Source organism: Pseudomonas sp. GM79 (assembly GCF_000282495.1).
In the GTDB taxonomy this organism is placed as follows: Bacteria; Pseudomonadota; Gammaproteobacteria; order Pseudomonadales; family Pseudomonadaceae; genus Aquipseudomonas.
In genome coordinates, this window is sequence record NZ_AKJE01000039.1 from 70,585 (window position 1) to 95,383 (window position 24,799).

Annotated in this window: 17 protein-coding genes; 11 read left to right on the top strand and 6 right to left on the bottom strand. The window is 60.8% G+C overall.

Features of this window, described 5'->3' with window-relative positions:
- The first annotated feature begins 207 nt into the window (after positions 1 to 207).
- Positions 208 to 1,011, top strand: coding sequence for a 2,5-didehydrogluconate reductase DkgB (dkgB, locus tag PMI36_RS17410; RefSeq protein ID WP_008071202.1), 804 nt, complete (start codon positions 208 to 210; stop codon positions 1,009 to 1,011).
- 3 nt (positions 1,012 to 1,014) lie between these two features.
- Here the strand turns inward: dkgB and PMI36_RS17405 are convergent, their stop codons facing one another.
- The 5 genes from PMI36_RS17405 to PMI36_RS17385 all read right to left on the bottom strand — a co-directional run bounded on the left by PMI36_RS17405 (position 1,015) and on the right by PMI36_RS17385 (position 7,754).
- The gene (locus tag PMI36_RS17405) at positions 1,015 to 4,257 is read right to left on the bottom strand and encodes a transporter substrate-binding domain-containing protein (protein ID WP_008071203.1); all 3,243 of its coding nucleotides are present in this window, start codon (positions 4,255 to 4,257) and stop codon (positions 1,015 to 1,017) included.
- Positions 4,258 to 4,878: a response regulator transcription factor gene (locus PMI36_RS17400; RefSeq protein ID WP_008071204.1), complete on the bottom strand. Its 621-nt coding sequence runs from the start codon at positions 4,876 to 4,878 to the stop codon at positions 4,258 to 4,260.
- A gap of 152 nt (positions 4,879 to 5,030) precedes the next feature.
- The gene (locus PMI36_RS17395; protein ID WP_008071205.1) at positions 5,031 to 5,480 is read right to left on the bottom strand and encodes a hypothetical protein; all 450 of its coding nucleotides are present in this window, start codon (positions 5,478 to 5,480) and stop codon (positions 5,031 to 5,033) included.
- A gap of 309 nt (positions 5,481 to 5,789) precedes the next feature.
- Entirely contained in the window at positions 5,790 to 7,127 is a 1,338-nt protein-coding gene (locus PMI36_RS17390; RefSeq protein ID WP_008071206.1) for a lysine N(6)-hydroxylase/L-ornithine N(5)-oxygenase family protein, read from the bottom strand.
- Positions 7,128 to 7,271: 144 nt separating this feature from the next.
- Entirely contained in the window at positions 7,272 to 7,754 is a 483-nt protein-coding gene (locus PMI36_RS17385; RefSeq protein ID WP_008071207.1) for a sigma-70 family RNA polymerase sigma factor, read from the bottom strand.
- 301 nt (positions 7,755 to 8,055) lie between these two features.
- On the opposite strand from PMI36_RS17385, the gene PMI36_RS17380 reads away from it, so the two are divergent.
- From PMI36_RS17380 to PMI36_RS17370, 3 genes are read left to right on the top strand one after another with little or no spacing between them, the layout of a single operon-like run.
- A complete protein-coding gene (locus PMI36_RS17380; RefSeq protein WP_008071208.1) occupies positions 8,056 to 9,216 on the top strand; it encodes an efflux RND transporter periplasmic adaptor subunit in 1,161 nt (386 codons plus the stop codon).
- Positions 9,217 to 11,190, top strand: coding sequence for a MacB family efflux pump subunit (locus PMI36_RS17375; protein WP_008071214.1), 1,974 nt, complete (start codon positions 9,217 to 9,219; stop codon positions 11,188 to 11,190).
- A 7-nt stretch (positions 11,191 to 11,197) separates the two neighbouring features.
- Positions 11,198 to 12,592, top strand: a complete 1,395-nt coding sequence (locus PMI36_RS17370) for an efflux transporter outer membrane subunit (RefSeq protein WP_008071215.1) — start codon at positions 11,198 to 11,200, stop codon at positions 12,590 to 12,592.
- 140 nt (positions 12,593 to 12,732) lie between these two features.
- Here PMI36_RS17370 and pvdP read toward each other — a convergent pair whose 3' ends face one another.
- Positions 12,733 to 14,358, bottom strand: a complete 1,626-nt coding sequence (gene pvdP, locus PMI36_RS17365) for a pyoverdine maturation tyrosinase PvdP (protein ID WP_008071216.1) — start codon at positions 14,356 to 14,358, stop codon at positions 12,733 to 12,735.
- A 276-nt stretch (positions 14,359 to 14,634) separates the two neighbouring features.
- Between pvdP and pvdM the strand changes: the two genes are divergently transcribed.
- The 7 genes from pvdM to PMI36_RS17335 all read left to right on the top strand — a co-directional run bounded on the left by pvdM (position 14,635) and on the right by PMI36_RS17335 (position 24,585).
- On the top strand, positions 14,635 to 16,005 hold the full coding sequence (gene pvdM / locus PMI36_RS17360; protein ID WP_008071217.1) for a pyoverdine-tailoring dipeptidase-like protein PvdM: 1,371 nt from the start codon (positions 14,635 to 14,637) through the stop codon (positions 16,003 to 16,005).
- A complete protein-coding gene (gene pvdN, locus PMI36_RS17355; RefSeq protein WP_008071229.1) occupies positions 16,002 to 17,288 on the top strand; it encodes a pyoverdine-tailoring periplasmic protein PvdN in 1,287 nt (428 codons plus the stop codon). The genes pvdM and pvdN overlap by 4 nt, the downstream gene beginning before the upstream one ends.
- A gap of 43 nt (positions 17,289 to 17,331) precedes the next feature.
- Positions 17,332 to 18,219, top strand: coding sequence for a dihydropyoverdine dehydrogenase (gene pvdO, locus PMI36_RS17350; protein ID WP_008071230.1), 888 nt, complete (start codon positions 17,332 to 17,334; stop codon positions 18,217 to 18,219).
- A 245-nt stretch (positions 18,220 to 18,464) separates the two neighbouring features.
- Positions 18,465 to 20,114, top strand: coding sequence for a cyclic peptide export ABC transporter (locus PMI36_RS17345; protein WP_008071232.1), 1,650 nt, complete (start codon positions 18,465 to 18,467; stop codon positions 20,112 to 20,114).
- A 210-nt stretch (positions 20,115 to 20,324) separates the two neighbouring features.
- Complete coding sequence (locus tag PMI36_RS17340; RefSeq protein WP_008071244.1) at positions 20,325 to 22,805, top strand: TonB-dependent siderophore receptor; 2,481 nt, start codon at positions 20,325 to 20,327, stop codon at positions 22,803 to 22,805.
- Between the two features lie 320 nt (positions 22,806 to 23,125).
- On the top strand, positions 23,126 to 23,707 hold the full coding sequence (locus PMI36_RS30490) for a nucleotidyltransferase family protein (RefSeq protein ID WP_008071245.1): 582 nt from the start codon (positions 23,126 to 23,128) through the stop codon (positions 23,705 to 23,707).
- 518 nt (positions 23,708 to 24,225) lie between these two features.
- Positions 24,226 to 24,585: a DUF6124 family protein gene (locus PMI36_RS17335; RefSeq protein ID WP_008071246.1), complete on the top strand. Its 360-nt coding sequence runs from the start codon at positions 24,226 to 24,228 to the stop codon at positions 24,583 to 24,585.
- Positions 24,586 to 24,799: the final 214 nt, after the last annotated feature.

A 24,799-nucleotide genomic window follows, 5' to 3' on the forward strand; every position in this document is an offset into this window, starting at 1 on the left:
CCCGCTCCCACATTGGATCTGCGTACACCACAGATCCAATGTGGGAGCGGGCTTGCTCGCGAAGGCGTCGGACCAAACACCATCAATGCCACTGAAACATCCCATTCATGACTTACGGTAAACAGTGCTTTGCCCAACCAGCGGTTTTTCTCAAGGGACCAGCCGGGGATACTCCCGCTCATTCCCACTGCAACCCTGGAGTTATTGATGTCTATCCCCGCATTCGGTCTTGGTACCTTTCGCTTGCAAGGCCAAGTGGTCATCGATTCGGTGAGCACCGGTCTTGAGCTGGGCTACCGGGTCATCGATACCGCGCAAATCTACGAAAACGAAGCCGAGGTCGGCCAGGCCATCGCTGCCAGCGGCATTGCTCGTGACGAGCTGTTCATCACCAGCAAAATCTGGGTGGCCAACTTTGCCAAAGACCGGTTGATCGACAGCCTCAAAGAGAGCCTGAACAAGCTGCAAACCGATTACCTGGACCTGACGCTGATCCACTGGCCGTCGCCGGAAGATCAGGTTCCGGTCGAAGAATTCATGGGCGCCTTACTCCAAGCCAAACAACTGGGCCTGACCCGAAAGATCGGCGTATCCAACTTCACGGTCGACCTGATGCAACAGGCCATTACTGCCATCGGTGCCGAGAACATCGCCACCAACCAGATCGAGCTGCACCCGTACCTGCAAAACCGCAAGGTTGTCGAATTTGCCCAAAGCCAAGGCATCCGGATCACCTCTTACATGACCCTGGCCTACGGCGAAGTGCTGAAGGATCCGCTCATCCAGCAGATCGCCGATCGCCTTCAGGCGACACCGGCCCAAGTCACGCTGGCGTGGGCCATGCAGCTTGGGTATGCGGTGATTCCTTCCTCGACCAAACGCGCCAACCTGCAAGGCAATCTGCAAGCCTGCGCCCTGACCCTGAGCGACGCCGACATGGCGCTGATCGCAGCCCTTGATCGCGGCCAGCGGCTGACCAGCCCCAAAGGCATTGCGCCGCAGTGGGATTGAGTTTCAGCCTTGACTCAAATCCGGGCTCAAGTGTTTGTCCAGCAATGACATAGCGTGCTGCAACTGATCGACGGCTTCGTCGATCAGCGCCAGCTCCCCCGCCTCCATGACGCGCTCCAGTTGTTCGCAGCGTTCGATCAAACGCACCGCCCGGACCATGCGCGCGCCGCCCTTGATGCGGTGCGCCAGGGCTTGCAGGTCATGGCGATTGCCTCTGGCGTGCGCCTCGAGCAGATCATCCCGATCAACCCGGTTGGTCACCGCCAGTTCGCGCACCAGCTGATCGAGCAGTGTGCGGTCCGCACCGACGTATTGCTCCAGGCCACTCAAGTCCATCTCGGGCGGGGGTTGCTTTTCGAGCGTCTCGGGTGCTTCGTTTGCAAACCTGGACGCCAGCCATGCGCTCAAATCCGCCAGCAGAATGGGTTTGAACAGGCAGTCGTCCATACCTGCCTCCAGGCAGCGGACTTTTTCCTCACGCTGCGCATTGGCGGTAAAGCCCAGAATCAGCGTCGACGGTAATCCCTGGACGCGCTCTTCGTCGCGTATTGCACCCGCCAGTTCATAACCACTGAGCCTGGGCATATTGCAGTCGGTAACCACCAGATCGAACTCATGTTCGCGCCACAGCTCAAGCCCCCGTGCGCCCTCTTCAGCCTCCATCACACGATGCCCCAGGTGGCTCAGTTGCCATGAAAGCAACAAACGATTAGCCGGGTGATCGTCGACCACCAGAATCGTCAGTGGTCGCGTCGGCACCTGCACCCCGCTATCCACTGGCGCAATGGCAGGCAACGGTTGCAGTGCGATAAGCTCAAGGTTGATGTCGACCTGTGTGCCTTGCCCGAGGACACTGCCGAGTTGCAACCGGCCGCCCATCATTTCGCACAGGGTGCGGCTGATCACCAGGCCCAACCCGGAGCCGCCGCGAGTTGACTGCTGGTTATTGCTGGCTTGGGCGAACGGGCTGAACAACCGTTGCCGATCGACGTCACTGATGCCAATGCCAGTGTCTTCAATGCGCACACTGACCGCCAGATGCTCCGGCGTCACGGGCGTCACCCGCAGCGTCAGGCTCACCTCGCCCTCACGGGTGAACTTGATGGCGTTGCTCAGCAGATTGGACAGCACCTGCTTGAAACGGGTGGGGTCGATCAACACGTCGCAGTCACTGTGTTCATCCAGATCGATTCGCCACGCCAGCTCATTCTGCCGTGCAAGGCCTTCGAAAACCCGGCACACCGACTCCACCAGCTCCCGAAGATTGGCGCGTTCAGGTGTCAGGGATAAATGTCCGGACTCAATACGGGCGATGTCCAGAATGTCACCGATCAGCGCCAATAATTGTTGTGCGGCACCGGACGCCACCTCAATGGCAAAGCGATCGGTGACGCCCTCGTCCGCACGTTTGAGGGCCAGTTCGAGCATGCCGATCAGCGCGTTCATCGGGGTGCGGATCTCATGACTCATGGTGGCCAGAAAAGTGGTTTTGGCGCGGTTGGCATCGTCCGCCTCGTTCTTGGCCTCCTGCAATTGCCTTAACCAGTGCTGGCGCTGACGGATTTGCCGGCGCTGCCAGGCGATCCAGCCCAGGGCGAGCAACAACAGGGCGCCAGCCACGGCAAACGCCTGAAGAATGCCTTGACGATGGCGTAGCCAATAGCTGTCATCCAGCACCACATCATTGCTCCAGCGGGCCACCAGATCGTCCATTTCCTGAGGCGAAATGCTCAGCAACGCCTTGTTCAGAATCGAATGCAACTCCAGCGCGCCGCGGTGCGTGGCCAGGGCGATACGGGCGGGTTGGTCGCCGACGGTGCTGCTGACGCGCAGACGATCCGGGTAGTGCCGAGCGATCAGGTAACGGGCGACGATCAATGAACTGAGCGTCGCATCAGCCTGCCCCTTGATCACCCGTTCCATGCCCTCGGCCGGGCTTTGCACTTCGACCAGGCGCACCTGCGGCACCCGGGCCTGCAGGAACCCGAACAACGGATGACCACGATAAATCGCCAGGCGTTTACCGGCCAGATCGTCCAGCGTCCTTGGGCTGCCCGTCGTCGTTGCACTGACCAGCACAAATGGATTGCTGAGGTAGGCGCGGGTAAACAGCAATGCGTCTTCACGCTCGGTACTGGGAGTGACCACAGGCAACAGGTCGATTTCGCCGCCCTGGAGTTGCTCAATCTGCCGGTCCAGTGAGTGCCCGCGTTGCACCTGAAAGGTCAAACCGCTGCGCTGGCTGATCAGCGTCAGCAACTGCGCCGTCAACCCGTTGAACCGGCCTTGGGCATCGTAGAACGTCAGCGGGGCAAAATTGTCGATCGCACCGACAGTGACCGCCGGATGCCGGTCCAGCCAGCGTTGTTCACTGGGGCTCAAACGCACCTGCTCCTGACCCGCCGCATTAGCCCTGCCGGCACTCCAGCGCACTTCGATGACCACGCGTTGTTCCATCGGAATCGCCGCCAGAGCCTTGTCGATGATGCTTTTGAGACGCGGATTGTCCTTCGCCAAAGCAAAGCCGAATGGATTGGCATCCAGACCGGAAGGCCCCGCCAGATGAACATTGTTGAGGTAGTTATTGTTGATCAGATAATTGGCGCTGATGAAGTCGCCGAGGTACACATCGTCTGGCCCGAACGCTACCGCTCCGAGCGCATCGAGTGCCGAGGGATAGAGTTGCAAACTTGCATCGGGATAAAAATCTTCAACGGTCTGCGCCTGCAAATAGTCTTCGACCATGGCGATGCGTTTGCCGGCAAGGTCGACGGGCATTCGCTCGTTCAGTCGGGTGACCAGCATGGGCTGATCTTCGGCATAGGCTCGGGACCGGGTCAGCGCGGGGTCGGCCGCTTCGAAGTTGTTCGAGGTTCCGAGCAGATCCAGCTCATGTCGTTTGAGGGCGTCCATGGCGGCCTCACGAGTGGCATAACGCAGCACATCGATTTTGACATGCAGCAGTTGCCCCAGCAGCTCGGCGTAATCGGCCGTGATGCCCTCCAGTTCATCGCGGTGACGCGTCACTTCGAACGGCGGGTAATCCGCCCCCGTTACTCCCAGGCGAAGGGCTCGTTTATCGCGTAGCCATTGCCAGTCCTTTTCATCCAGCTTGACCTCAAAGCCCTCCACGGTGGAGCGCCCCAGCAGATGCAACCGCTGCGGCTCGTCAGCCAGTGCCGCTGAAACGTGCGGCACAAGGCTCAACATCAAGGCCAACAGGACGATGCGCACGGTCGGTTTCATTCAGATCAGATGATTGCGCTTGGCGAAGTCCCGCAGGTGCACCGCCGCGTTCACGCCAAGCTTTTCGATCAAGCGGGTCTTGTAGGTGCTGACGGTCTTGTGACTCAGGTGCATAAGCTCAGCGATGGCCTTGTTGCTCGTGCCCCGGGCCAGGTATTGCAGGATGGTCAGTTCGCGGTTGGAGAGTTTGTCGATCATCTGTTTTTCGCTGCGTTGCAGGGCGTCCTGCGATCCCGAAGGCAGCCGCGCAAAATAGGTGTAACCGGTCATGACCGCATGCACAGCCTTTTGCAATTGACTCAGGACGTTGGTCTTGGCGACATACGCCATGGCTCCGGCGCGCATGCAACGCTCTTGAAAAAACAGCGGATCCAGGGAGGTGAAAACCAGTACCAGACATGACCAATCACTGGCCCTGATCCGGTCCAGCACATCCAGCCCATCGCCCTCGGGCATGACCAGATCCAGCACCACCAGCGTGGGTGAGTGCTCACGGAGCATCGACAACGCCTCGCTACCGCTGGACGCCTCATAAATCCGTTTGAAACCCTCCTTCTCCAATACGATTTTGACTGCGGCGCGTACCACCGGATGATCGTCCACAATCAGCACTGACTTCATGGTAATTCCCTGTGCAAAGATCTGACGATTGCGCACCAATGCACGCCGGAGAACGACGAACCGCACGCAACGGCTGCGCTAAGACTTTTGCATGACGGACAGGAAGGAGGTACCTGTCAGAAATGATAGTTCCGACGAGCGGTAACCCAGAATCAAGCAATTCGATGCAGATATCGCGCATGCACGGGGGACTGTGAAGCTTCACCCGCAGGCGGATCGATGAGCGCCATCAGCCGTTGAATGGACACCAGATCAGGCCGCGCCCCGTGGCTCACCTGAACCTTTTGCTGAACCGTCTGTTTAACACCGACGGCCGGGATCGGCGACAACTGTGCCGGCCGGCCATCGTAGATCAAGGCGTGGTGAACCTGGCCGCTATCGAGGAAGAACCCGAGCAGGTTCAATGCCCCATCCGCCAGCGAGGCATTGATGACCACCAGATCAAATGGCTCGCAACCGTACTCGACCAGGGTCAGCATCTCCACAAGGCTTTGTACCGGGGCCACCCGGTAATAACCGAGCTGATTGAACAGCCGCTCGGTTTTCATCCGGTGAAAATGCTGTTCGTCGGCGATCAGGATACGCAAGTTTTTGTTGATCATCGCGTGCCTCCAGGTCAATCAATGACTGATGAGTGAGGCGGCAAGGCTACGCAAGACCGAGGAAGCGTTCTGTAGGACGTTTCCTAAAAACTGCGCCATTTATCCTTTCAACACATGGCTCTCGGAACGGGTCGGGTTTCACCGCGCCGTTGCAGCGCAGGGTTCTTCAGGAGGGTTCAGGATTCAAGATTTGTGGTGTTCTTTCGGGCCTCTTCGCGAGCAAGCCCACTCCCACATTAGTCCTGCGAACACAGGTCCCATGTGGGAGCGGGCTTGCTCGCGAAGGCGGCCTCACAGCCGCCACCAATCTCAGCTCGCTGTGGCCAACAACAAATCCATCACCGACCGGCCATGCCCACGCGACTTGCCATGGTCATACAGCGAGCCGGCAATTTCATCGGCGCGGATCGGCAGGATCGACAGCAAGGTGTCGCTCAAACCGTGGCTGGCCTGGCAGAAGCCCTGCATGTAGATGCCGGCCTTGCAGCGCTCGTCGGTGATCAGTTTGTAGTGGCGATCGACCTCGAAATCGCCCAGGTATTGCTCCAGCGGCGCCAGCAATTTGCGGTGCATCTGGCGCTCGTAACCGGTGGCCAGCACCACGGCGTCGTAATGGCGAACCGTGACTTCGCCGGTGGCGTTGTTGCGTACTGCCAGCTCGATACCGCGCTCGGTGGCGGTGGCTTTTTCAATAGTGGTCAGGGTGCGGAACGCATGGCGCGCGATGCCCGAGACTTTCTGTCGGTAGAAGATGCCGTAGATGCGTTCGATCAGGTCGATGTCCACCACCGAATAGTTGGTGTTGTGGTACTCGTTGACCAGGCGTTCGCGTTCGCTGCTGGCCTGCTGGAACACCAGGTCGGTGAACTCCGGCGAAAACACTTCATTGACGAAGGGGCTGTCATCGGCCGGTTTCAGGGCCGAGCCACGCAGGATCATGTCCACCTGCACCGACGGGAAGCTGTCGTTCAGGTCGATGAAGGCTTCCGCCGCACTCTGCCCGCCGCCGATGATCGCAATGTTCATCGGTTGGTTGTTCACGCACGGCTGCCTGGCCATGCGCTCCAGGTACTGGGAGTGATGGAACACCCGGCCGTCATCCTTGAGTGCCTTGAACGCTTCGGGAATGCGCGGTGTACCGCCGGCGCTGACCACTACCGAACGGGTGGTGCGCACATGCTGCTGACCTTGCGTATCACGCGAGATCACTCGCAGTGCTTCCACCTGCTGGTGGTGCAGCACTGGCTCGATGGCCAACACTTCCTCGCCATAGCGGCTCTGCTCGGTAAATTGCCCGGCGACCCAGCGCAGGTAGTCGTTGTACTCCATGCGGCACGGATAGAAGGTGCCAAGGTTGATGAAATCCACCAGACGACCGTGATGCTTGAGGTAATTGACGAAAGAATACGGGCTGGTCGGGTTACGCAGCGTCACCAGGTCCTTGAGGAAGGAAATCTGCAGTTCGCTCTGGGTGACCAGGGTGTTGCCGTGCCAGCGGTAGTCCGCCTGCTTGTCGAGAAACAGCACATCCAGCTCGCCCTGGCTCGGCCCGCGCTCTTGCAAGGCGATGGCCAGAGCCAGGTTCGAAGGGCCGAAACCGACGCCGATCAGGTCGTGAACGATGGGCGATGCAATTGCCTGTGTCATTTCCAGTGTCCTCTGGATGAACCCCGGACCAGCGGGGATAAAGCCTGGGTGACCTGACCGGCCTTGTGCGGCAGCAGATCGTCTGTTGAATAGGAACGAGGACAATGAAAAAAAATTTAACGAGGCCTGATTAAACGGTGCCGATCAATGGGCGTCCCACTGGCGCATGCGCACCCGGCAATGCTTCATGGCATTGACGATGTGCTTTTCCACCAGCGCCCGGGAAATCCCCAGGTGCTCGGCGATTTCCGGGTGCGACAAGCCGTCGATCTTGCGCAAAAGAAAACTCTCGCGACACAGCTTTGGCAACTCCGCCAGTGCGCGCTGAAGCATGTCCAGGCGCTGGCCATGATCGAGGCTGTTGTGGGGGGATGGCGTGAAGTAGCGCTCTTCGCTGTCGAGTACGTCCAGGGATTCGACCTGCCGCAAGGCATTGCGTCGGTGGTCATCGATCACCAGATTGAGCGCGGTGCGATAAAGAAACGCCCGGGGTTGTTCGATCGGCGTGTCACTGGAACGCTCCAGCACCCGCAGATAAGCGTCATGTACCACATCTTCGGCCACCTGACGGTTGCCTAGCTTGGCGTTCAGGAAATACACCAGCTCGCGATAGTAGTTTTCCAACATGACTCCCAGTCCTTGAGCCAGATCTGCGCCATAAAAGAGATGGCGGCACGATGATGGCAGCGCGCAAGAGGCGTAATTTATAGTAATTCTCATATAGATTTAAAGCACTGGATCCATTTACTTGAGAAATAACCTCATTTGTCGTGCTGTAACCCCATGTCTCAAGGCTTAAATTCTGCTCCGGGGTTCTCGTTTACAGGACAGCTTCCCGTGTCTGTCGGTCCACCGACAGCGTTCAGCGGCGCCGGTCACTGCCGCGCACGCCGAGCGACGGGCCGATTTTTACCGGCTGGAACCCCGCATGAAACGTCCCCGCCCTACCCGACGCGCCCTGTTTGTCGCTCTGTGCCTGATCCCCGCCGCAGCCCTGGCCGCCTGGCAAGTGATCCCGCCGGGGCGTGAAAAACTTGCCACCGCCACCGTGACCCGCGCCGATATCGAAAACAGCGTGACCGCCCTCGGCACCCTGCAACCGCGACGTTATGTCGACGTCGGCGCCCAGGCGTCCGGGCAGATCCAGAAGATTCATGTCGAGGCCGGCGATCAAGTCAAGGAAGGCCAATTGCTGGTGGAGATAGATCCCTCGACCCAGAAAGCCAAACTCGACGCCGGGCGCTTTTCCATCGACAACCTCAAGGCCCAGTTGCAAGAGCAGCGCGCCCAGCACGATCTGGCGCAACAAAAGTATCAGCGCCAGCAGAACCTCAAGGCTGGCGGCGCGACCCGCGAAGAAGATGTGCAGACCGCCCGCGCCGAAGTCCGGGCGAGACAAGCGCGTATCGACATGTTCCAGGCGCAGATTCGTCAAGCCCAGGCCAGTTTGCGCAGCGATGAAGCAGAGCTGGGTTACACACGGATCTACGCGCCAATGTCCGGCACGGTGGTCGCCGTCGGTGCGCGGGAAGGTCAGACGCTCAATGCCCAACAACAGACGCCGCTGATATTGCGCATTGCCAAGTTGTCACCGATGACCGTATGGGCCGAGGTGTCCGAGGCCGATATCGGCCAGGTCAAACCCGGCATGACCGCCTGGTTCACCACCCTCAGCGGTGGCAGCCGGCGCTGGAGCAGCACCGTGCGGCAGATTTTGCCGGTGCCGCCGCGCCCGCTCGAACAGTCGCAGGGCAGCCCCACCAGCGGTCGCAGCGGCAGCGAACGGGTGGTGCTCTACACCGTGTTGCTGGATGTCGACAACGCCGACAACGCCTTGATGACCGACATGACCGCCCAGGTATTTTTCGTCGCCCAGCAAGCGCAGAACGTGCTGACGGTGCCCACCGCGGCCCTGCAAAACGGCACCGCGGCGGATCGCCAAGTGGCACAAGTGGTGGCGGCCAACGGCGAGGTTCAGCGCCGCGAGGTTCGCACCGGGATCAGCGATCGGCTGCGCACGCAGATTCTCGAGGGGCTGGCGGAAGGCGATCACGTGCTGAGCGCCCCGCTCACCGGCAGCGGAGGCTGAATGCAAACGCCCCTGATTGACCTGCGACAGATCCGCAAAGCCTACGGCGGTGGCGACAGCCCCGTGGTGGAAGTGCTGCGCGGCATTGACCTGTCGATCCACGCTGGCGAATTTGTCGCCATCGTCGGCGCTTCCGGTTCCGGCAAATCGACCCTGATGAACATTCTCGGCTGCCTCGACCGCCCCACCAGCGGCGACTACCTGTTCGCCGGGGAAAACGTCGCGGGCCTTGGCAGCGACGAACTGGCGTGGCTACGGCGTGAGGCATTCGGCTTCGTGTTTCAGGGTTACCACCTGATCCCGTCCGGATCGGCCCAGGAAAACGTCGAAATGCCCGCCATTTATGCCGGCACTCCGGCAGACGAACGCCATGCCCGCGCGGCGGCCCTGCTCGAGCGCCTCGGCCTGGGTTCGCGCACCGGCAACCGTCCGCATCAGCTTTCCGGTGGTCAGCAGCAACGGGTGTCGATCGCCCGCGCCTTGATGAACGGCGGCCACATCATTCTCGCCGATGAACCCACTGGCGCCCTCGACAGCCACAGCGGCGCCGAAGTCATGAGCCTGCTCGACGAACTAGCCAGTCAGGGGCACGTGGTGATCCTGATCACCCACGATCGCGAAGTGGCCAGGCGTGCCAACCGGGTCATCGAAATCCGCGACGGCCTGATCATCAGCGACACCGCCACACATCCTTCGGCCACCCCGAGCGCGGCACGCCCCGGTGCGCTGCAAGCCGTGGACCTGCGCCAGCGATTAAGCGCCGGCAGCGAAGCCAATGGCGCCTGGAAAGGCGAGCTGATGGACGCGGTTCAGGCGGCCTGGCGCGTGATGTGGATCAACCGCTTCCGCACTGCCCTGACGCTGCTGGGGATTGTCATTGGCGTTGCGTCAGTGGTGGTGATGCTGGCGGTGGGCGAAGGCAGCAAGCGCCAGGTGATGGCGCAGATGGGCGCCTTCGGCTCCAACATCATTTACCTGAGCGGCGCGGCGCCCAATCCGCGTACGCCGCCCGGGATCATTACCCTCGACGACGTCGCCGCGCTCGCCAACCTGCCCCAGGTGCAGCGGATCATGCCGGTCAACGGCTCGACGGCCGGCGTGCGTTTCGGCAACGCCGATCACACCGCCTATGTGGGCGGCAACGACACCAACTTCCCGAGCATTTTCAATTGGCCGGTGGTTCAGGGCAGCTACTTCACCCAAGCCGATGAAGACAGTGCTGCCGCCGTTGCGGTGATCGGCCACAAGGTCAGGGAGAAGCTGTTCAAAGACCTGGCCGACCCGATTGGCCAGTACATCCTGATCGAAAACGTGCCGTTTCAGGTGCTTGGCGTGCTGGCCGAAAAAGGCTCCAGTTCCGGCGACTCCGACAGCGACAACCGCATCGCCGTGCCCTATTCGGCCGCCAGCGTGCGGTTGTTTGGCAGTCGCAATCCCGAGTACGTGGTGATCGCCGCCAAGGATGCACGCAAGGTCAAGGAAGCCGAGCAAGCGATCGAACAAACAATGCTGCGCGAGCACAAGGGCAAGCGCGATTTCGAGCTGACCAACAACGCCGCCATGATCCAGGCCGAGGCCCGCACCCAGGGCACGCTGTCATTGATGCTCGGTTCGATTGCCGCGATTTCGTTGCTGGTCGGCGGCATCGGCGTCATGAACATCATGCTGATGACCGTGCGTGAACGCACCCGGGAAATCGGTATTCGCATGGCCACCGGCGCCCGTCAGCGCGACATCCTGCGCCAGTTTCTCACCGAGGCGGTGATGCTCTCGGTGGTCGGCGGTGTCGCCGGGATCGGTCTGGCGCTGCTGGTCGGTGGCGTGCTGCTGCTCGGCAATGTCGCGGTTGCGTTCCAGTTGTTCGCCGTGCTCGGCGCCTTCGGCTGCGCCTTGGTCACCGGTGTCATCTTCGGCTTCATGCCTGCCCGCAAGGCTGCCCGGCTCGATCCGGTCACAGCCCTTACCAGTGAATGATCGACCTATGAAAGTGCCCCTGACCCTTCTGGCCGCCAGCCTGTTGCTGGCCGCCTGCAGTAACCCTGCGCCACGCCCCGACAGCGGCCTGCAACCACCCGCCGCCTGGCAATCGCCGAACACCGCCGCCGCTGCACACAGCAACCGGCAATGGTGGACGCAGTTCGGCAGCCCGCAACTCAATCGCCTGATCGAACAGGCCAGCGTGGGCAGCCACGACCTGGCCGCCGCTGTCGCCCGGGTGCAGCAAGCCCAGGCCAGCGCCACCATCGCCGGCGCCCCGCTGCTGCCCGAACTCAAGGCCGGCCTCAACGCCAATCGCCAACGCTTGCTGCACGGCAAGGGCTACAGCCAACTGGACGTCAGCCCTGATAATCGCTCGCTGAATTATTACGATGCGGAACTGAGCGCCAGTTACGAAATCGATTTCTGGGGCGGCAAACGCGCGGCCCGGGACAGCGCCCTGCTCGGCTTGCAGGCCAGCGAGTTCGATCGGGCCACCGTGGAACTGACCTTGCAAAGCGGCGTGGCCAACAGCTACACCCAGGCCTTGTCGTTGCGTGAACAGCAACGGATCGCCGAGCTGAACCTGGCCAACGCCCAAAGCGTGTTGCGATTGGTGCAGACCCGTTATGACGCCGGCAGCGCCACCTCACTGGAACTGGCGCAGCAAAAAAGCCTGGTGGCCGAACAGCAACGCAAACTGCCGTTGGTGCAACAACAGGCACGGGAAGCGCGGATCACCCTCGCCGCCCTGCTCGGCCAACCGGTGCAGGCACTGACGCTGACAGAGCAGCCGTTCGATCAACTGCACTGGCCGGAGATTGCCAGCGGCGTGCCCAGTGAATTGTTGAGTCGCCGCCCGGACATCGCCAGCGCAGAAGCCAAACTCGCCGCCGCCCAGGCCGACGTGACTGTCGCCCGCGCGGCGATGCTGCCCAAGCTGACGCTCACCGCCAGCCTGGGCACGGGCGCCGACCTGGCCTCGGACCTGTTGCGCACCACTTTTTACAACCTGTCCTCAGGACTGGTGGCACCGATCTTCAACAATGGTCGCCTCAGCGCCGAGCGCGACAAGGCCACGGCGCGTCAACAGGAACTGCTGGAAACCTATCGCGGGGCAATCATCAATGGCTTCGCCGATGTGGAAAAAGCCCTCAACAGCATTCGCGGGCTGGACGAACAACGTCAGTGGCAAGGGGAGGAACTGAGCCAGGCGCAGAGCGCTTTCGACATCGCCCAGAGCCGTTACCAGGCCGGCGCCGAAGACCTGCTCACGGTGCTGCAAACCCAGCGCACGCTGTATGCCGCCCAGGATCTGAATGTGCAGCTGAGATTGTCGCGGTTGCAGGCCAGTATTGCGCTGTACAAGGCGTTGGGTGGGGGGTGGCAAGCCCTGTAGAACAGCGTCGTTCTTGAGGCCGCCTTCGCGAGCAAGCCCGCTCCCACATTGGATCTGCGTCGTACACAAACCTCGTGCTCGATGGAGATCAAATGTGGGAGCGGGCTTGCTCGCGAAGAACGATAACGCGGTCTATCCGATTAAACCGGCCATCCCTTGACCTTCAAATGCCGCGCATACCACGGCCGTCGCGGCACTTTGCGCAACAGGTCACTCATGTTGTCTTCATCGCCAAAGGTGATGCGCAACGCCAGCTTCATGGTTTCCGGATCCATTTCCACCGAACGCCCCACCTGCAGACCCGGCGTCGTGCTGCAACCGTGGGTGTCCGGGCCGAGCCACGGATCGCTCACTTCCACCCAACGCCCCGGCGCAAACCACGGCACACCGTTGACCTCCAGGCGGCTCAGCTCACCGGGGTGAAAACGTTCATGGGCGCGGAACCAGTCTTCGATGCGATCGTCGATCCAGCCGTGGAAGCGCCAGAACACCGGGTTGACGTGGGACGAAAACGGATCGCCGAGAAAGTCATTTTCCGGGGCATACCAGCGCGCAGCGAAGTCGGCCTGATCCCGGGCCATCGGCACCGGTATCTCGTTGGACGGATCCCGAGCCACCGACGCCCAGCGCATGTGCAGCCAGTCGTGCAGGCCCAGTTCGACTTCCGAACCGAACTGGCCGAGGGTCAGTTTCGACAGGTAACGCGGATCCCGGTACTGCGACTCCCAGACCTGGAAGTTGCTGTGATAGGTCTCTGCGGCTTTGATGTCACTGACCCACTTGGTGTATTCGTCATCGCCTTCGGTCAACCAGGTTGGCGGCAAGGCATTGCCATCGTGATTGTCGAAATAGCGCGCGAAGCCCTGGCGATCACGCTCAAGTTCCGGCTGCGGCAGGGGGAACGCCGACCATGACGGCAACTCCTGCATGGACCGGGCGATGCCGAGCATGTGCCGGTGCATGAAGAAGAAATCGATGCCCGAACCGTTGCGGTCCTTGCGCGGTCCACGAGCGTCACGCTCCTTGTCCCGTGGGCCGGGTTGCCAGCCGATACCGCGCAACGCCTCGCGTTTTTTCTCCGAGAGCTTGTGCCATTTGTCTCGGGAGGCGTGCCAGAGCTGATGAAACAATCGATGCTCGGGGGACACCAGCCACGCCAGAAATGTCGGGTTGAGGGCGGTTCGCTCCCGCGCTTCGGGAAACCGGCGCTTGATGGCGATAAAGCGGTTGTCGAGTTCGGGTAAACCCAATGGGCGATTCAGGCTCAGCACTTGGCCGCTGAACGTGCCGCTGCCAGCGTTGCCGAAAGCGGCCCAAACCTCATCGAGCTTGGCCTTGAACTCATACACTGGCGCCACCAACGGGGCGTCGGTGCGCATCAGCCGCCAGTACAGTTCGGCGCCATTAGCCGGCGCCAGATCGCCGATCAACTGATAGTGCGGCACCCCTTCCCCACGCAGATGAGTGCCGGTGTCCAGGTAGCCGCGCAACCCTCGTCCGCGATGAGCGATGTCGAGAAACAGCTCCAGCCCGTCCTGCGGCAAGCCCTCAAGCCCGGCATCGCTGCCGACAAAACGAATGTCCCAGACTCCGCGCAAGCTGTCCGCCAGTTGCTGCCCGGCGGTGCTCGCCAGGTCGACCGTGGCCTCCCCCGGCGTGATCGGTTCCTTTTCCCGGGTCAACTCACGATGTGCATAAAAAGCGGCAGGCATCGCAGCGCTCGTGAGCGCCAGGCCCGCCATGAACCAGCGTCGAGAAATCGTCATTGCCCTACCTGTGTCAGCCTTGAAGCAGGCTTTATCCAAGCTAGAACGTTTGTAGCCCCGACAAATTTATGCGATCCCCTGTAGGAGCTGCCGAAGGCTGCGATCTTTTGATCTTCATCTTGGGCGCCCCCGAAAAGATCGCAGGCTGCACCAGCTCCTACATTTGAAAGGCGATCTTTTCGGGGCCACCTAAATTCCTGTGCCGGTCAATCGTTCTTCCCAGATAGCAAAGGCCCCTGCGCCTGCAACTCAACGGCGAACCTGACTGAGATGGCGATGACAAAAACACGTTCGAAAAAGGCCCTGTACCTCGGCCTGCCACTGGCCCTGGCCATCAGTGCCGGCGCAGGCTGGCTGGTCTGGGATTACGGGTTCAAGGACAACCCCGGCTACCCGGTCAAGGTCATGAAACAAGCCACCGAACTGCAGGAGCGGATCCTTTCCTTCGACAGTCACATCACCGTTCCCCTGAGTTTCGGCGCCCACGGCAACGAGGCCGACAAGGACGGTTCCGGCCAGTTCGATTTGATCAAGGCCAACCGTGGCCGACTGTCCGGCGCGGCCCTGACGGTTTTCGGCTGGCCGGAAATGTGGAACGGCCCGAACGCACCGCACAGGCCCACCGACGGTTTCGTCGAAGAAGCGCGCAACCAGCAGGAAGTGCGCTACAAAATCATCTCCGGACTGGTGCGCGACTTTCCCAATCAGGTCGGCATCGCCTACACCCCCGACGACTTCCGACGCCTGCACGGCGAAGGCAAGTTTGCGATTTTCATCAGCATGCTCAACGCCTACCCGCTGGGCAATGACCTGAGCAAACTGGACCTATGGGCCGCTCGCGGCATGCGCATGTTCGGTTTCAGCTACATCGGCAACAACAGCTGGGCCGATTCGTCACGACCGCTACCATTTTTCAACGACTCCCCCGATGCCCTCGACGGGTTGTCGGACATCGGCAAACAAGCGGTGCAGCGACTCAACGATCTGGGCGTGATCATTGATGTGTCGCAGATGTCGACCAAGGGCCTGGAGCAAGTGGCGCAGCTGAGCCGCACGCCGATGGTGGCCTCGCACTCGGCGCCACGGGCCTCGGTGGACATCCCGCGCAACCTCAGCGACAAGGAGCTGCAGCTGATCAAGAACAGCGGCGGCGTGGTGCAGGTGGTCGGTTTCTCGCAATACCTCAAACCGCTGACCCAAGGCACACAGGACAAACTCAACGCCCTGCGCACACGTTTCGATTTGCCGCCATTGCCCAACCTGGCGATGGCGCTGATGCCTGGCGATCCGATCATCACCGCCTGGTCCGAACAGAAGCTCGGTCAATACGCCAGCGGTCTGTACGCCATTCTTGAGGAAGAACCCAAGGCCACGCTCAAGGACCTCGGCGACGCTATCGATTACACCGTGCGCAAGGTCGGCATCGACCACGTCGGCATCGCTTCGGACTTCAACGACGGCGGCGGCATCAAGGGCTGGGAAAATGTCGGCGAAATCCGCAACGTCACCGCCGAATTGATCCAGCGCGGTTACTCCGAAGCCGATATCGCCAAGCTCTGGGGCGGCAACTTCCTGCGGGTCTGGGAGCAGGTGCAAAAAGCCGCGAAGCCCACGCTGATTTCTCGCCAGGAACCAGTCAAGCCATGAATGACCGTCGTACTTTTCTGAAACAGGCCGGGATCCTCGCCGCTGGCCTGCCGTTGGGTGCCAGCCTCGGCTCACCGGTCGCTGCCGCGCAATCGCAAGCGCTGCCCCGGGACAAGTGGGTGCAATTGCGCCAGTTGTTCGACCAAGACCCGAACTACATTCACTTCGCCAACTTTCTGGTGACCTCCCACCCCAAACCGGTGCGCGAGGCCATCGCCCGTCACCGTGCCGCGCTGGACCAGAATCCCGGGCTGGCCATGGACTGGGACCTGGGCGTGACCCACCAGCGCGAAGAAAATGTACGGCTCTGGGCCGGTCGATATTTGCAGGCCAAGCCGACACAGATCGCCCTCACCGGCAGCACCACCGAAGGCCTGGCGATGATTTATGGCGGCGTGCAGGTGCGCCCCGATCAGGAAATCCTCACCACGGTTCACGAGCACTATTCCACGAACAACATCCTGAACTTTCGCAACCAGCGCGATGGCACCCGGGTGCGCAAGATTCAGTTGTTCGAGCAGCCACAGTCGATCTCGGCCGACCAAGTGCTGGATACCATCAACCGCAACATCCGCCCCGAGACCCGCGTGCTGGGCATGACCTGGGTGCACTCGGGCAGTGGCGTGAAGCTGCCGATCAGCGACATCGGCCGACTCGTCGATGAACACAATCGCCAGCGCGACGACAAGGACCGGATTGTTTACGTGGTCGACGGCGTACACGGTTTCGGCGTCGAAGACCTGAGCTTCCCGGCGATGAACTGCGACTTTTTCATTGCCGGCACCCACAAATGGATGTTCGGCCCTCGCGGTACCGGCATCGTTTGCAGCCGCAGCGAAGAGCTGAAATACGTCAGCCCGAGCGTGCCAACCTTCTCCGAAGCCACGAGCTTTTCCACCACCATGTCCCCGGGCGGCTATCACGCCTTCGAACATCGCTGGGCCGTGGACGAAGCGTTCAAATTGCACCTGGGACTGGGCAAGGCCGACGTCCAGGCACGTATCCATCAGCTCAACAGCTACCTGAAACAGCGCTTGCTGGAACAGCCGGGCGTGGAGCTGGTCACCCCGGTCGATCCGAGGTTTTCGGCGGGGTTCAGCTTCTTCCGGGTCAAGGGTCAGGATTGCGATGCCGTGGCTGCCCACCTGGTTCAAAACCACATTGTCAGCGATGCAGTCAGCCGCGACGTCGGCCCGGTGATCCGCACCGCGCCCGGCCTGCTCAATACCGAAGCCGAGGTGGACCGCTTCATCGACGTGCTGGGCAAGAAGCGCTCCGCGTGAAACTTCGCTGCGAGGCACAGTTTTCCTTTAACCGAGACGACTTATGAAAACGCTCCATATGCCCTCTTCCCTGCGAACCCTATCGGCCCTGGCGCTGACCGCACTGCTCGCCGGTCTGCTGCCCGGCACCGCCCAGGCCGCGAACCCGCCCGCCCCCGGCAAGGTGTTCAAGGACTGCAAGGACTGTCCGGAAATGGTCGTGCTGCCCGCCGGCCGCTACACCATGGGCACGCCAGCGGATGAAGTCGGCCACCAGCCCGATGAAGGTCCGCTGCATGAAGTGACCTTCACCCGCCCTTTCGCCATCAGCCGCTTCCAGGTACTGGCCGGCGAATGGGACGCCTACGTGCGCGCCACCGGCAACACCCCCGCCGACTTCGATGATCGCCCGGGACGTCGCTGCACCGCCGGCAAACCCAGCTTCAAACAGACCGCGCGCCACCCGGCCGTGTGCATGAACGCGGCCGAAGCCGAGGGCTACATCGCCTGGCTGTCGAATAAAACCGGTCATGCCTATCGCATGCCCAGCGAGTCGATCCGCGAGTACGCCGCCCGCGCCGGCAGTAGCGGGGCTTTCCCATTTGCGTTCGATGAAGGCGCCGATTACCAGATCTCCAAAAACGCCAACACCTACGGCGCCGCCGACGGCTACAACTTCACCTCCCCGGCCGGCACTTTCCCGGCCAACGCCTTTGGTGTGTTCGACATGCACGGCAACGTTTACGAGTGGGTCGCCGACTGCTACCGCGAAGACTATGTCGGTGTACCCAGCGACGGCAGCCCGTGGCTGGAGCAGAACTGCAAACGCCAGGTCATGCGCGGCAACGACTGGGGCGAGGCACCGGTGTTTTCCCGCTCCGGCAATCGCAACAGCAGCCTGCCCACTAGCAGCGGTGACTGGCTGGGGTTTCGTGTAGTGCGTGAGCTCTGAATCCTCTGTGGCGAGGGGCGCGGAACCTGTGGGAGCGGGCTTGCTCGCGAAAGCGGTGTGTCAGGCGACATCAATGTTGACTGTGCCGACGTCTTCGCGAGCAAGCCCGCTCCCACAGGAATTTCGCTCACCACAGGTCTTGTGACTAACCGGCAATTACCGTCCGCGACCGTTTAAATAAAGTCCCCGACCATTCGTTTTCCTTAAGTACCGGCACTCCCTCCGCATCGAAGCAGGAATCCTCCATGACCAAGCCAACGCGTGGGGCGATCAACGAATTGTTCGCCCTGCTCAAGCCCTTCCGCCTGATCGTCTCTGTGTCCATCGTGCTCGGCATGATCGGTGGCCTGAGCGTCACCGTGTTGCTGGCGACCATCAACAATGCCCTGCATTCCGCTGACGGCCTGACCCGCACCGTGGTGATGATTTTCGCCGGGCTTTGCGTGCTGGCGCTACTGACCACGATTGTGTCCGACATCGGCACCAACTACGTCGGTCAGCACATCATCGCCAGGCTGCGCAAAGAGCTGGGGGAGAAAGTGCTGTCGGCGCCAATCGACCAGATCGAGCGCTACCGCAGCCACCGGTTGATCCCGGTGCTGACCCATGACGTGGACACCATCAGCGATTTCGCCTTCGCCTTCGCGCCGTTGGCGATTTCCCTGACCGTGACCCTCGGTTGCCTCGGCTACCTGGCCATGCTGTCGTGGCCGATGTTCCTGATGATGCTGGTGGCCATCGCCATCGGCACCACCCTCCAGGCCATCGCACGGGCCAAAGGCATGCGCGGTTTCTACGCGGCGCGAGACTCCGAAGACGAGTTGCAAAAGCACTACAACGCCATCGCCGAAGGGGCCAAGGAGTTGCGCATCCACCGCCCGCGGCGTCAGCGGATGTTCGTGTCCGGCATCCAGAAAACCGCCGAGAAAATCTGTGATACCCAGATCCGCTCGATCAATACCTTCGTCATTGCCAAGTCGTTCGGCTCGATGCTGTTCTTCGTGGTCATTGGCCTGGCGCTGGCCCTGCAATCGTTCTGGCCCAGTGCCGACAAGGTCGTGATGAGCGGTTTTGTGTTGGTGCTGCTGTACATGAAAGGACCGCTGGAACACCTGGTCAGCACCCTGCCGATCATCAGCCGTGCGCAGATTGCGTTTCGCCGGATCGCCGAGCTCAGCGAACAATTTTCCTCCCCGGAACCGCACCTGCTGCTGGAAGACCAGGGCTACAAACCCGGCCCGGTCCACAGCCTGGAACTGAGCAACGTGCGTTACGCCTTCCCGCCGGTGGAAGGCAGCGAGCCCTTCCGCCTCGGCCCGGTCAACCTGCGCATCGAGCAAGGCGACATTGTCTTCATCGTGGGTGAGAACGGGTGTGGCAAAACCACGCTGATCAAACTGCTGCTGGGTCTTTATGCGCCCACCGAAGGCGAAATCCGCGTGAACGACCAGCCGATCACCGCGCTCAACCGCGATGACTACCGGCAGAATTTCACCACGATATTTGCCGACTATTACCTGTTCGACGACCTGATTCAGGGCGACCGACAAGTGCCGCAGGATGCCACGCGCTACCTCGAACGGCTGGAGATCGCGCACAAGGTCAGCGTGCGCGACGGCGCGTTCAGCACCACCGATCTTTCCACCGGCCAGCGCAAACGCCTGGCGCTGGTCAATGCCTGGCTCGAAGAACGGCCGGTGCTGGTGTTCGACGAATGGGCGGCCGATCAGGATCCGACCTTCCGCCGCATTTTCTACACCGAACTGCTGCCCGACCTGAAGCGACTGGGCAAGACCATCATCGTCATCTCCCACGATGACCGCTATTTCGACGTGGCCGATCAACTGGTGCGCATGGAGGCCGGCAAGGTCAAAAGCGAACTGCAACCCGCCTGACTGACGAAGGCCGTGTAGGAGCCAGGCTTGCCGGCGAAGGCGTCCTTGAAAGTGCCTTCGCCGGCAAGTCGGATCGCCGCACCGCTGGCTCCTACATGACCGGCATTGCCCCTGGACCGGAAAAATAATTTTCCGGTTTGCCGCGGCCTCCTCGTCTTAATGAGATGAATAAGAACCATTACCAACTATACCTGCCAAGGTCTTAACCTCATGTCCGCATCCCGTTTCATGCTTCGACCTCTGACCCGCGCCCTGTTAATGAGCAGCACCACTCGCTCGCGCATGACGTCCACCGGCCTCGGCCTGGCAATGACCCTGGCGATGACGCCGTATGTCCAGGCCCAGGAATGGACCCTGAACATCCCGGCCCAGCCATTGGCTCAGGCGCTGCAGACTCTTGGTCAACAGACCAATCTGCAAATCATCTACAGCCCCGAGAGCATTCAGAACCTACGCTCCAGTGCCCTCAACGGCCGCTACCAGGAAGATGATTCGCTGAACGCGATGCTCAAGGGCACCGGGATCCGCCATCAACGCGACGGCAACACGGTCACCCTGCTGGCGCCGGCCACCGGCAGCGCGATGGAACTGGCACCGACCAGCATCAACGGTCAGCGGTTGGGCGCGACCACCGAAGGCAGCAACTCCTACACCACCGGTGCGGTGACCATTGGCAAGGGCGAGCACTCGCTCAGGGAAACCCCGCAGTCGATCACCGTCATCACGCGCAAGATGCTCGATGACCAGAACCTGAACACCATCGAACAGGTCATGGAAAAGACCCCGGGCATCACCGTTTACGATTCGCCCATGGGTGGCAAGTATTTCTACTCCCGGGGTTTCCGCATGACCGGCCAGTACCAGTACGACGGCGTGCCGCTGGACATCGGCAGCAGCTACGTGCAGGCCGATGCCTTCAACAGCGACATGGCGATCTATGATCGGGTCGAAGTGTTGCGCGGTGCGGCCGGGATGATGAAGGGCGCCGGGGGCACCGCAGGCGGTGTGAACTTCGTGCGCAAGCGCGGCCAGGACACCCCGCACACTCAACTGTCGTTGTCTGCCGGGACCTGGGACAACTACCGTGGCCAGGTCGACACCGGCGGCCCGCTGAACGACGCCGGCACCATCCGTGGCCGGGCCGTGGTGACCCAGCAGACCCGTCAGTATTTCTATGACGTGGCCGAACGCAGGGACCAGATCTACTACACAGCGCTGGATTTCGACCTGAGCGACTACACCACCCTGGGCCTGGGCATGGCCTATGAAGACGTCGATGCCACTCCATGCTGGGGCGGCTTGCCGCGCTACGCCGATGGCAGCGACCTGAAGCTCTCTCGCTCCACGTGCCTGAATACCGCCTGGAACAACCAGCGCAGCAAGCGGGCCACTTATTTTGGCGACCTGAAACACGAGTTCAACGACAACTGGGCGCTGAAGGTCGCGGGGGTTTACTCGAAAAACACCCAGGACATGGAATACGCCTTCCCGAGTGGTTCGGTACCGCTTGGCGCCACCAGCACCAGTACCGCGATGATCGGCAGCATCTTTGACTACGATCAGGTCGACTACGGCCTCGACGCTTATGTGGACGGCAAGTTCGACGCATTCGGCCAAGAGCACGAGCTGATCGTCGGTGCCAACGCCAGCCGCTCCCACAAGGACGACTTCTACGCCGTGGCCCTCCTGCCTCAGAGCCAGAATGTGCTGAACCCCAACCATCACCTGCCCCAGCCGGATGAAAGTTTTTACCTGGCCAACGCCACCCGAGGGGGGCCGGTGGACATGCGGATCAAGCAATACGGCGCCTACTCCACGGCACGCCTGAAACTGGCCGATCCGCTGACCTTCGTACTGGGTAGCCGCGTCAGCTGGTACAAGTCCGAAACCGACTCCGTCTCGTTCTGGCGCGGCGAAGGCACACCGACAAGCTCCGAGGCCAAGGAAACCGGGCAAGTCACCCCGTTCGCCGCGCTGCTGTTCGACATCAACGACAACCTGACCGTCTACACCAGCTACGCGGATATCTTCACCCCGCAAGGCAACTACAAGACCATCAACGGTTCGACGCTCAAGCCATTGATCGGCCAGAGCTATGAACTGGGGATCAAAGGTGAATGGTTCGACGGTCGCCTGAACAGCGCCGTCAACCTGTTCCGCACCGTCCAGAAAGATGCAGCGCAGGATGACCCGGCCTGCCCGGACAGCAGCTGCTCGCTGAACTCCGGCAAAGTCCGCGCCCAGGGCTTCGAAGCTGAAGTCAGCGGTGAAGTCATCGACCGTCTGCAATTGCTCGCCGGCTACACCTACACCCAGACCAAGATTCTGGAAGACGCCGATGTCAGTCAGGATGGCGTGTCGTACAACACCTATGTCCCGCGCCACTTGCTGCGCGTGTGGGGCGACTATGCGCTCAGCGGCCCGCTGGAACGCGTCACCGTCGGTGCCGGCGTCAATGCCCAAAGCAGCAACTACCGCACTTCGGCGAGCAGCGGCAAGAACATCACCCAGGCAGGCTACGCCGTCTGGAACGGTCGCATCGGCTATCGCATCGACGACACCTGGTCCGTGGCTCTGAACGGCAACAACCTGTTCGACAAGCGCTACTACGCCACGATCGGTTCCGAAGGCTGGGGTAACTTCTACGGTGAACCGCGCAACTTCGTGATGTCGGTCAAGGCTGACTTCTGATTGCAGCCTCAATGAAAACGCCCCGCAATTGCGGGGCGTTTTTTTGTGCGGGAAAAGGACGGTGGTTCTGAAAGTTCGAGGGTGTTCCAGCGGGCCTCTTCGCGAGCAAGCCCGCTCCCACATTTGATCCCAGGCGTACACAAATAGTGTGTGCACCGAAGATCCCCTGTGGGAGCGGGCTTGCTCGCGAAGGAGCCGGTACAGCCACCACAAGATCCACAGTCAGACCAATAAACAGGCGATGTTTAATCGACATCTCCCGCACACCCTATAGGCTGTAGCGCGGGAAATCTTTCTACCCAACGAGCTTGGAGGTGTCAGTGAATAACGCTTCAAGAGTCCAGACAATCATTTCAGAAGTCCCCGCTCGATGGCGTCTACTCCAGCTTGTTCATTCCCTGGGGTTGCCGGATTGTTGGATCGGTGCAGGTTTTGTCCGGAACGCGGTTTGGGATCACTTACACGGACGCTTCCCGTCCCCTATCTCGAGCGACGTCGATGTAATCTGGTTTGATCCATGTCACTGCACCCTCTCAGATGACAGGGCTTTAGAAGCAGCTCTGCGAGATTTGGACCCGACAGTCCTCTGGTCAGTAAAAAACCAGGCGAGGATGCATGTTCAGAACGGCGATAAACCTTACATCTGCACTACGGATGCAATGCGTTACTGGCCAGAGACAGCAACGGCAATAGCCGTCAGATTGCGCGAAGAAAACACCTGTGAAGTATCTGCCCCCTTGGGACTGGATGATCTTTTCAACCTGATCATCAGACCCACTTGGAGATTTACTGAAGAAAAAACAGCGATGTACCAAGAGCGCTTGAAGTCCAAGGGGTGGACGACAGCGTGGCCTCTACTCAGGCAGGAGTCAGGTCAACTTACAGAATCATTCAAATTTTGAACGATGACTTCTTTTTTGGTTTAACTGAAAGTTCGAGGGTGTTCCAGCGGGCCTCTTCGCGAGCAAGCCCGCTCCCACATTTGATCCCAGGCGTACGCAGATAGTGTGTTCACCGAAGATCCCCTGTGGGAGCGGGCTTGCTCGCGAAGGGGCCAGCCCATCCACCACAAAATCCACAGTCAGACCAATAAACAGGCACTGTTTAAACGACACTTCCAGACACTCACTCAGGCTACACAGCCTTGCGCCGCTGCCTACGACTACGCCAGAATCCGCCGGCTTGTGCGCCTTGAGGCCGGACTCTATCGTTTCCGGGTCGCTGACCAATCAGCGATCGGGTTTAGCAGCCCGGGTCATCTCTAGACGCACAACGTTCGCCGGTCATGTTATGGCGGCTTTGCGTGGGGCACTTCGGTGCGCCGGGTTCTAGAGTCCTGGTCTGCTAACCCGCGTATAGCCGCCACCTCTTTTTCGTTTAGCAGCGATGTGTAGCGGCTCCATAACTCTAGGAGCGTCATATGTTCAAAGCCACACCCAATCCCCCGGAAACCGATCCGGCATCCCCCTACGAATCCCTCGATTCCAAAAAACTCAACGAAGCCGCCGATCGTGCCCTCGATTACTACCTCAAGCCGCCCATCCCCAAAGACACCAAGCGCAAACCCAGCACCATTTACCATGTCGGCGCCGAGGTCGATAACGAAACCCTGCTGGTCAACGCCTGCGAATCCCTGGCGTCAGCAAGCATGATGCTCAGTGAGTTCGCCGGGTTGATGGACATGCCACATCGCAACATGATGCTGGGGATTCAATCGGTGGTCATGCTCGGGGAGCTGGCAGTGAACCGGGTGCTGGATAACTTCGATCCACGAGGCTAGCGAAGAACCTGTGGCGAGGGAGCTTGCTCCCGCTCGGCTGCGCAGCAGTCGCAAAACCTGAGCGTGCGGTGCATCTGAAAAACCGTGACTGCCGGGTTTGGGGCCGCTTCGCAGCCCAGCGGGAGCAAGCTCCCTCGCCACAACAGCGTGGCTGCCTGCAAAGTTTTGCGGTGTTTTCACGAACCTCGACAACTACCTCCACGGCGAACACCGA

Coding starts and splice junctions, on each gene's coding strand:
- dkgB (WP_008071202.1), top strand. CDS start 208: ATGTCTATCCCCGCATTCGGTCTTGGTACCTTTCGCTTGCAAGGCCAA.
- PMI36_RS17405 (WP_008071203.1), bottom strand. CDS start 4,257: ATGAAACCGACCGTGCGCATCGTCCTGTTGGCCTTGATGTTGAGCCTT.
- PMI36_RS17400 (WP_008071204.1), bottom strand. CDS start 4,878: ATGAAGTCAGTGCTGATTGTGGACGATCATCCGGTGGTACGCGCCGCA.
- PMI36_RS17395 (WP_008071205.1), bottom strand. CDS start 5,480: ATGATCAACAAAAACTTGCGTATCCTGATCGCCGACGAACAGCATTTT.
- PMI36_RS17390 (WP_008071206.1), bottom strand. CDS start 7,127: ATGACACAGGCAATTGCATCGCCCATCGTTCACGACCTGATCGGCGTC.
- PMI36_RS17385 (WP_008071207.1), bottom strand. CDS start 7,754: ATGTTGGAAAACTACTATCGCGAGCTGGTGTATTTCCTGAACGCCAAG.
- PMI36_RS17380 (WP_008071208.1), top strand. CDS start 8,056: ATGAAACGTCCCCGCCCTACCCGACGCGCCCTGTTTGTCGCTCTGTGC.
- PMI36_RS17375 (WP_008071214.1), top strand. CDS start 9,217: ATGCAAACGCCCCTGATTGACCTGCGACAGATCCGCAAAGCCTACGGC.
- PMI36_RS17370 (WP_008071215.1), top strand. CDS start 11,198: ATGAAAGTGCCCCTGACCCTTCTGGCCGCCAGCCTGTTGCTGGCCGCC.
- pvdP (WP_008071216.1), bottom strand. CDS start 14,358: ATGACGATTTCTCGACGCTGGTTCATGGCGGGCCTGGCGCTCACGAGC.
- pvdM (WP_008071217.1), top strand. CDS start 14,635: ATGACAAAAACACGTTCGAAAAAGGCCCTGTACCTCGGCCTGCCACTG.
- pvdN (WP_008071229.1), top strand. CDS start 16,002: ATGAATGACCGTCGTACTTTTCTGAAACAGGCCGGGATCCTCGCCGCT.
- pvdO (WP_008071230.1), top strand. CDS start 17,332: ATGAAAACGCTCCATATGCCCTCTTCCCTGCGAACCCTATCGGCCCTG.
- PMI36_RS17345 (WP_008071232.1), top strand. CDS start 18,465: ATGACCAAGCCAACGCGTGGGGCGATCAACGAATTGTTCGCCCTGCTC.
- PMI36_RS17340 (WP_008071244.1), top strand. CDS start 20,325: ATGTCCGCATCCCGTTTCATGCTTCGACCTCTGACCCGCGCCCTGTTA.
- PMI36_RS17335 (WP_008071246.1), top strand. CDS start 24,226: ATGTTCAAAGCCACACCCAATCCCCCGGAAACCGATCCGGCATCCCCC.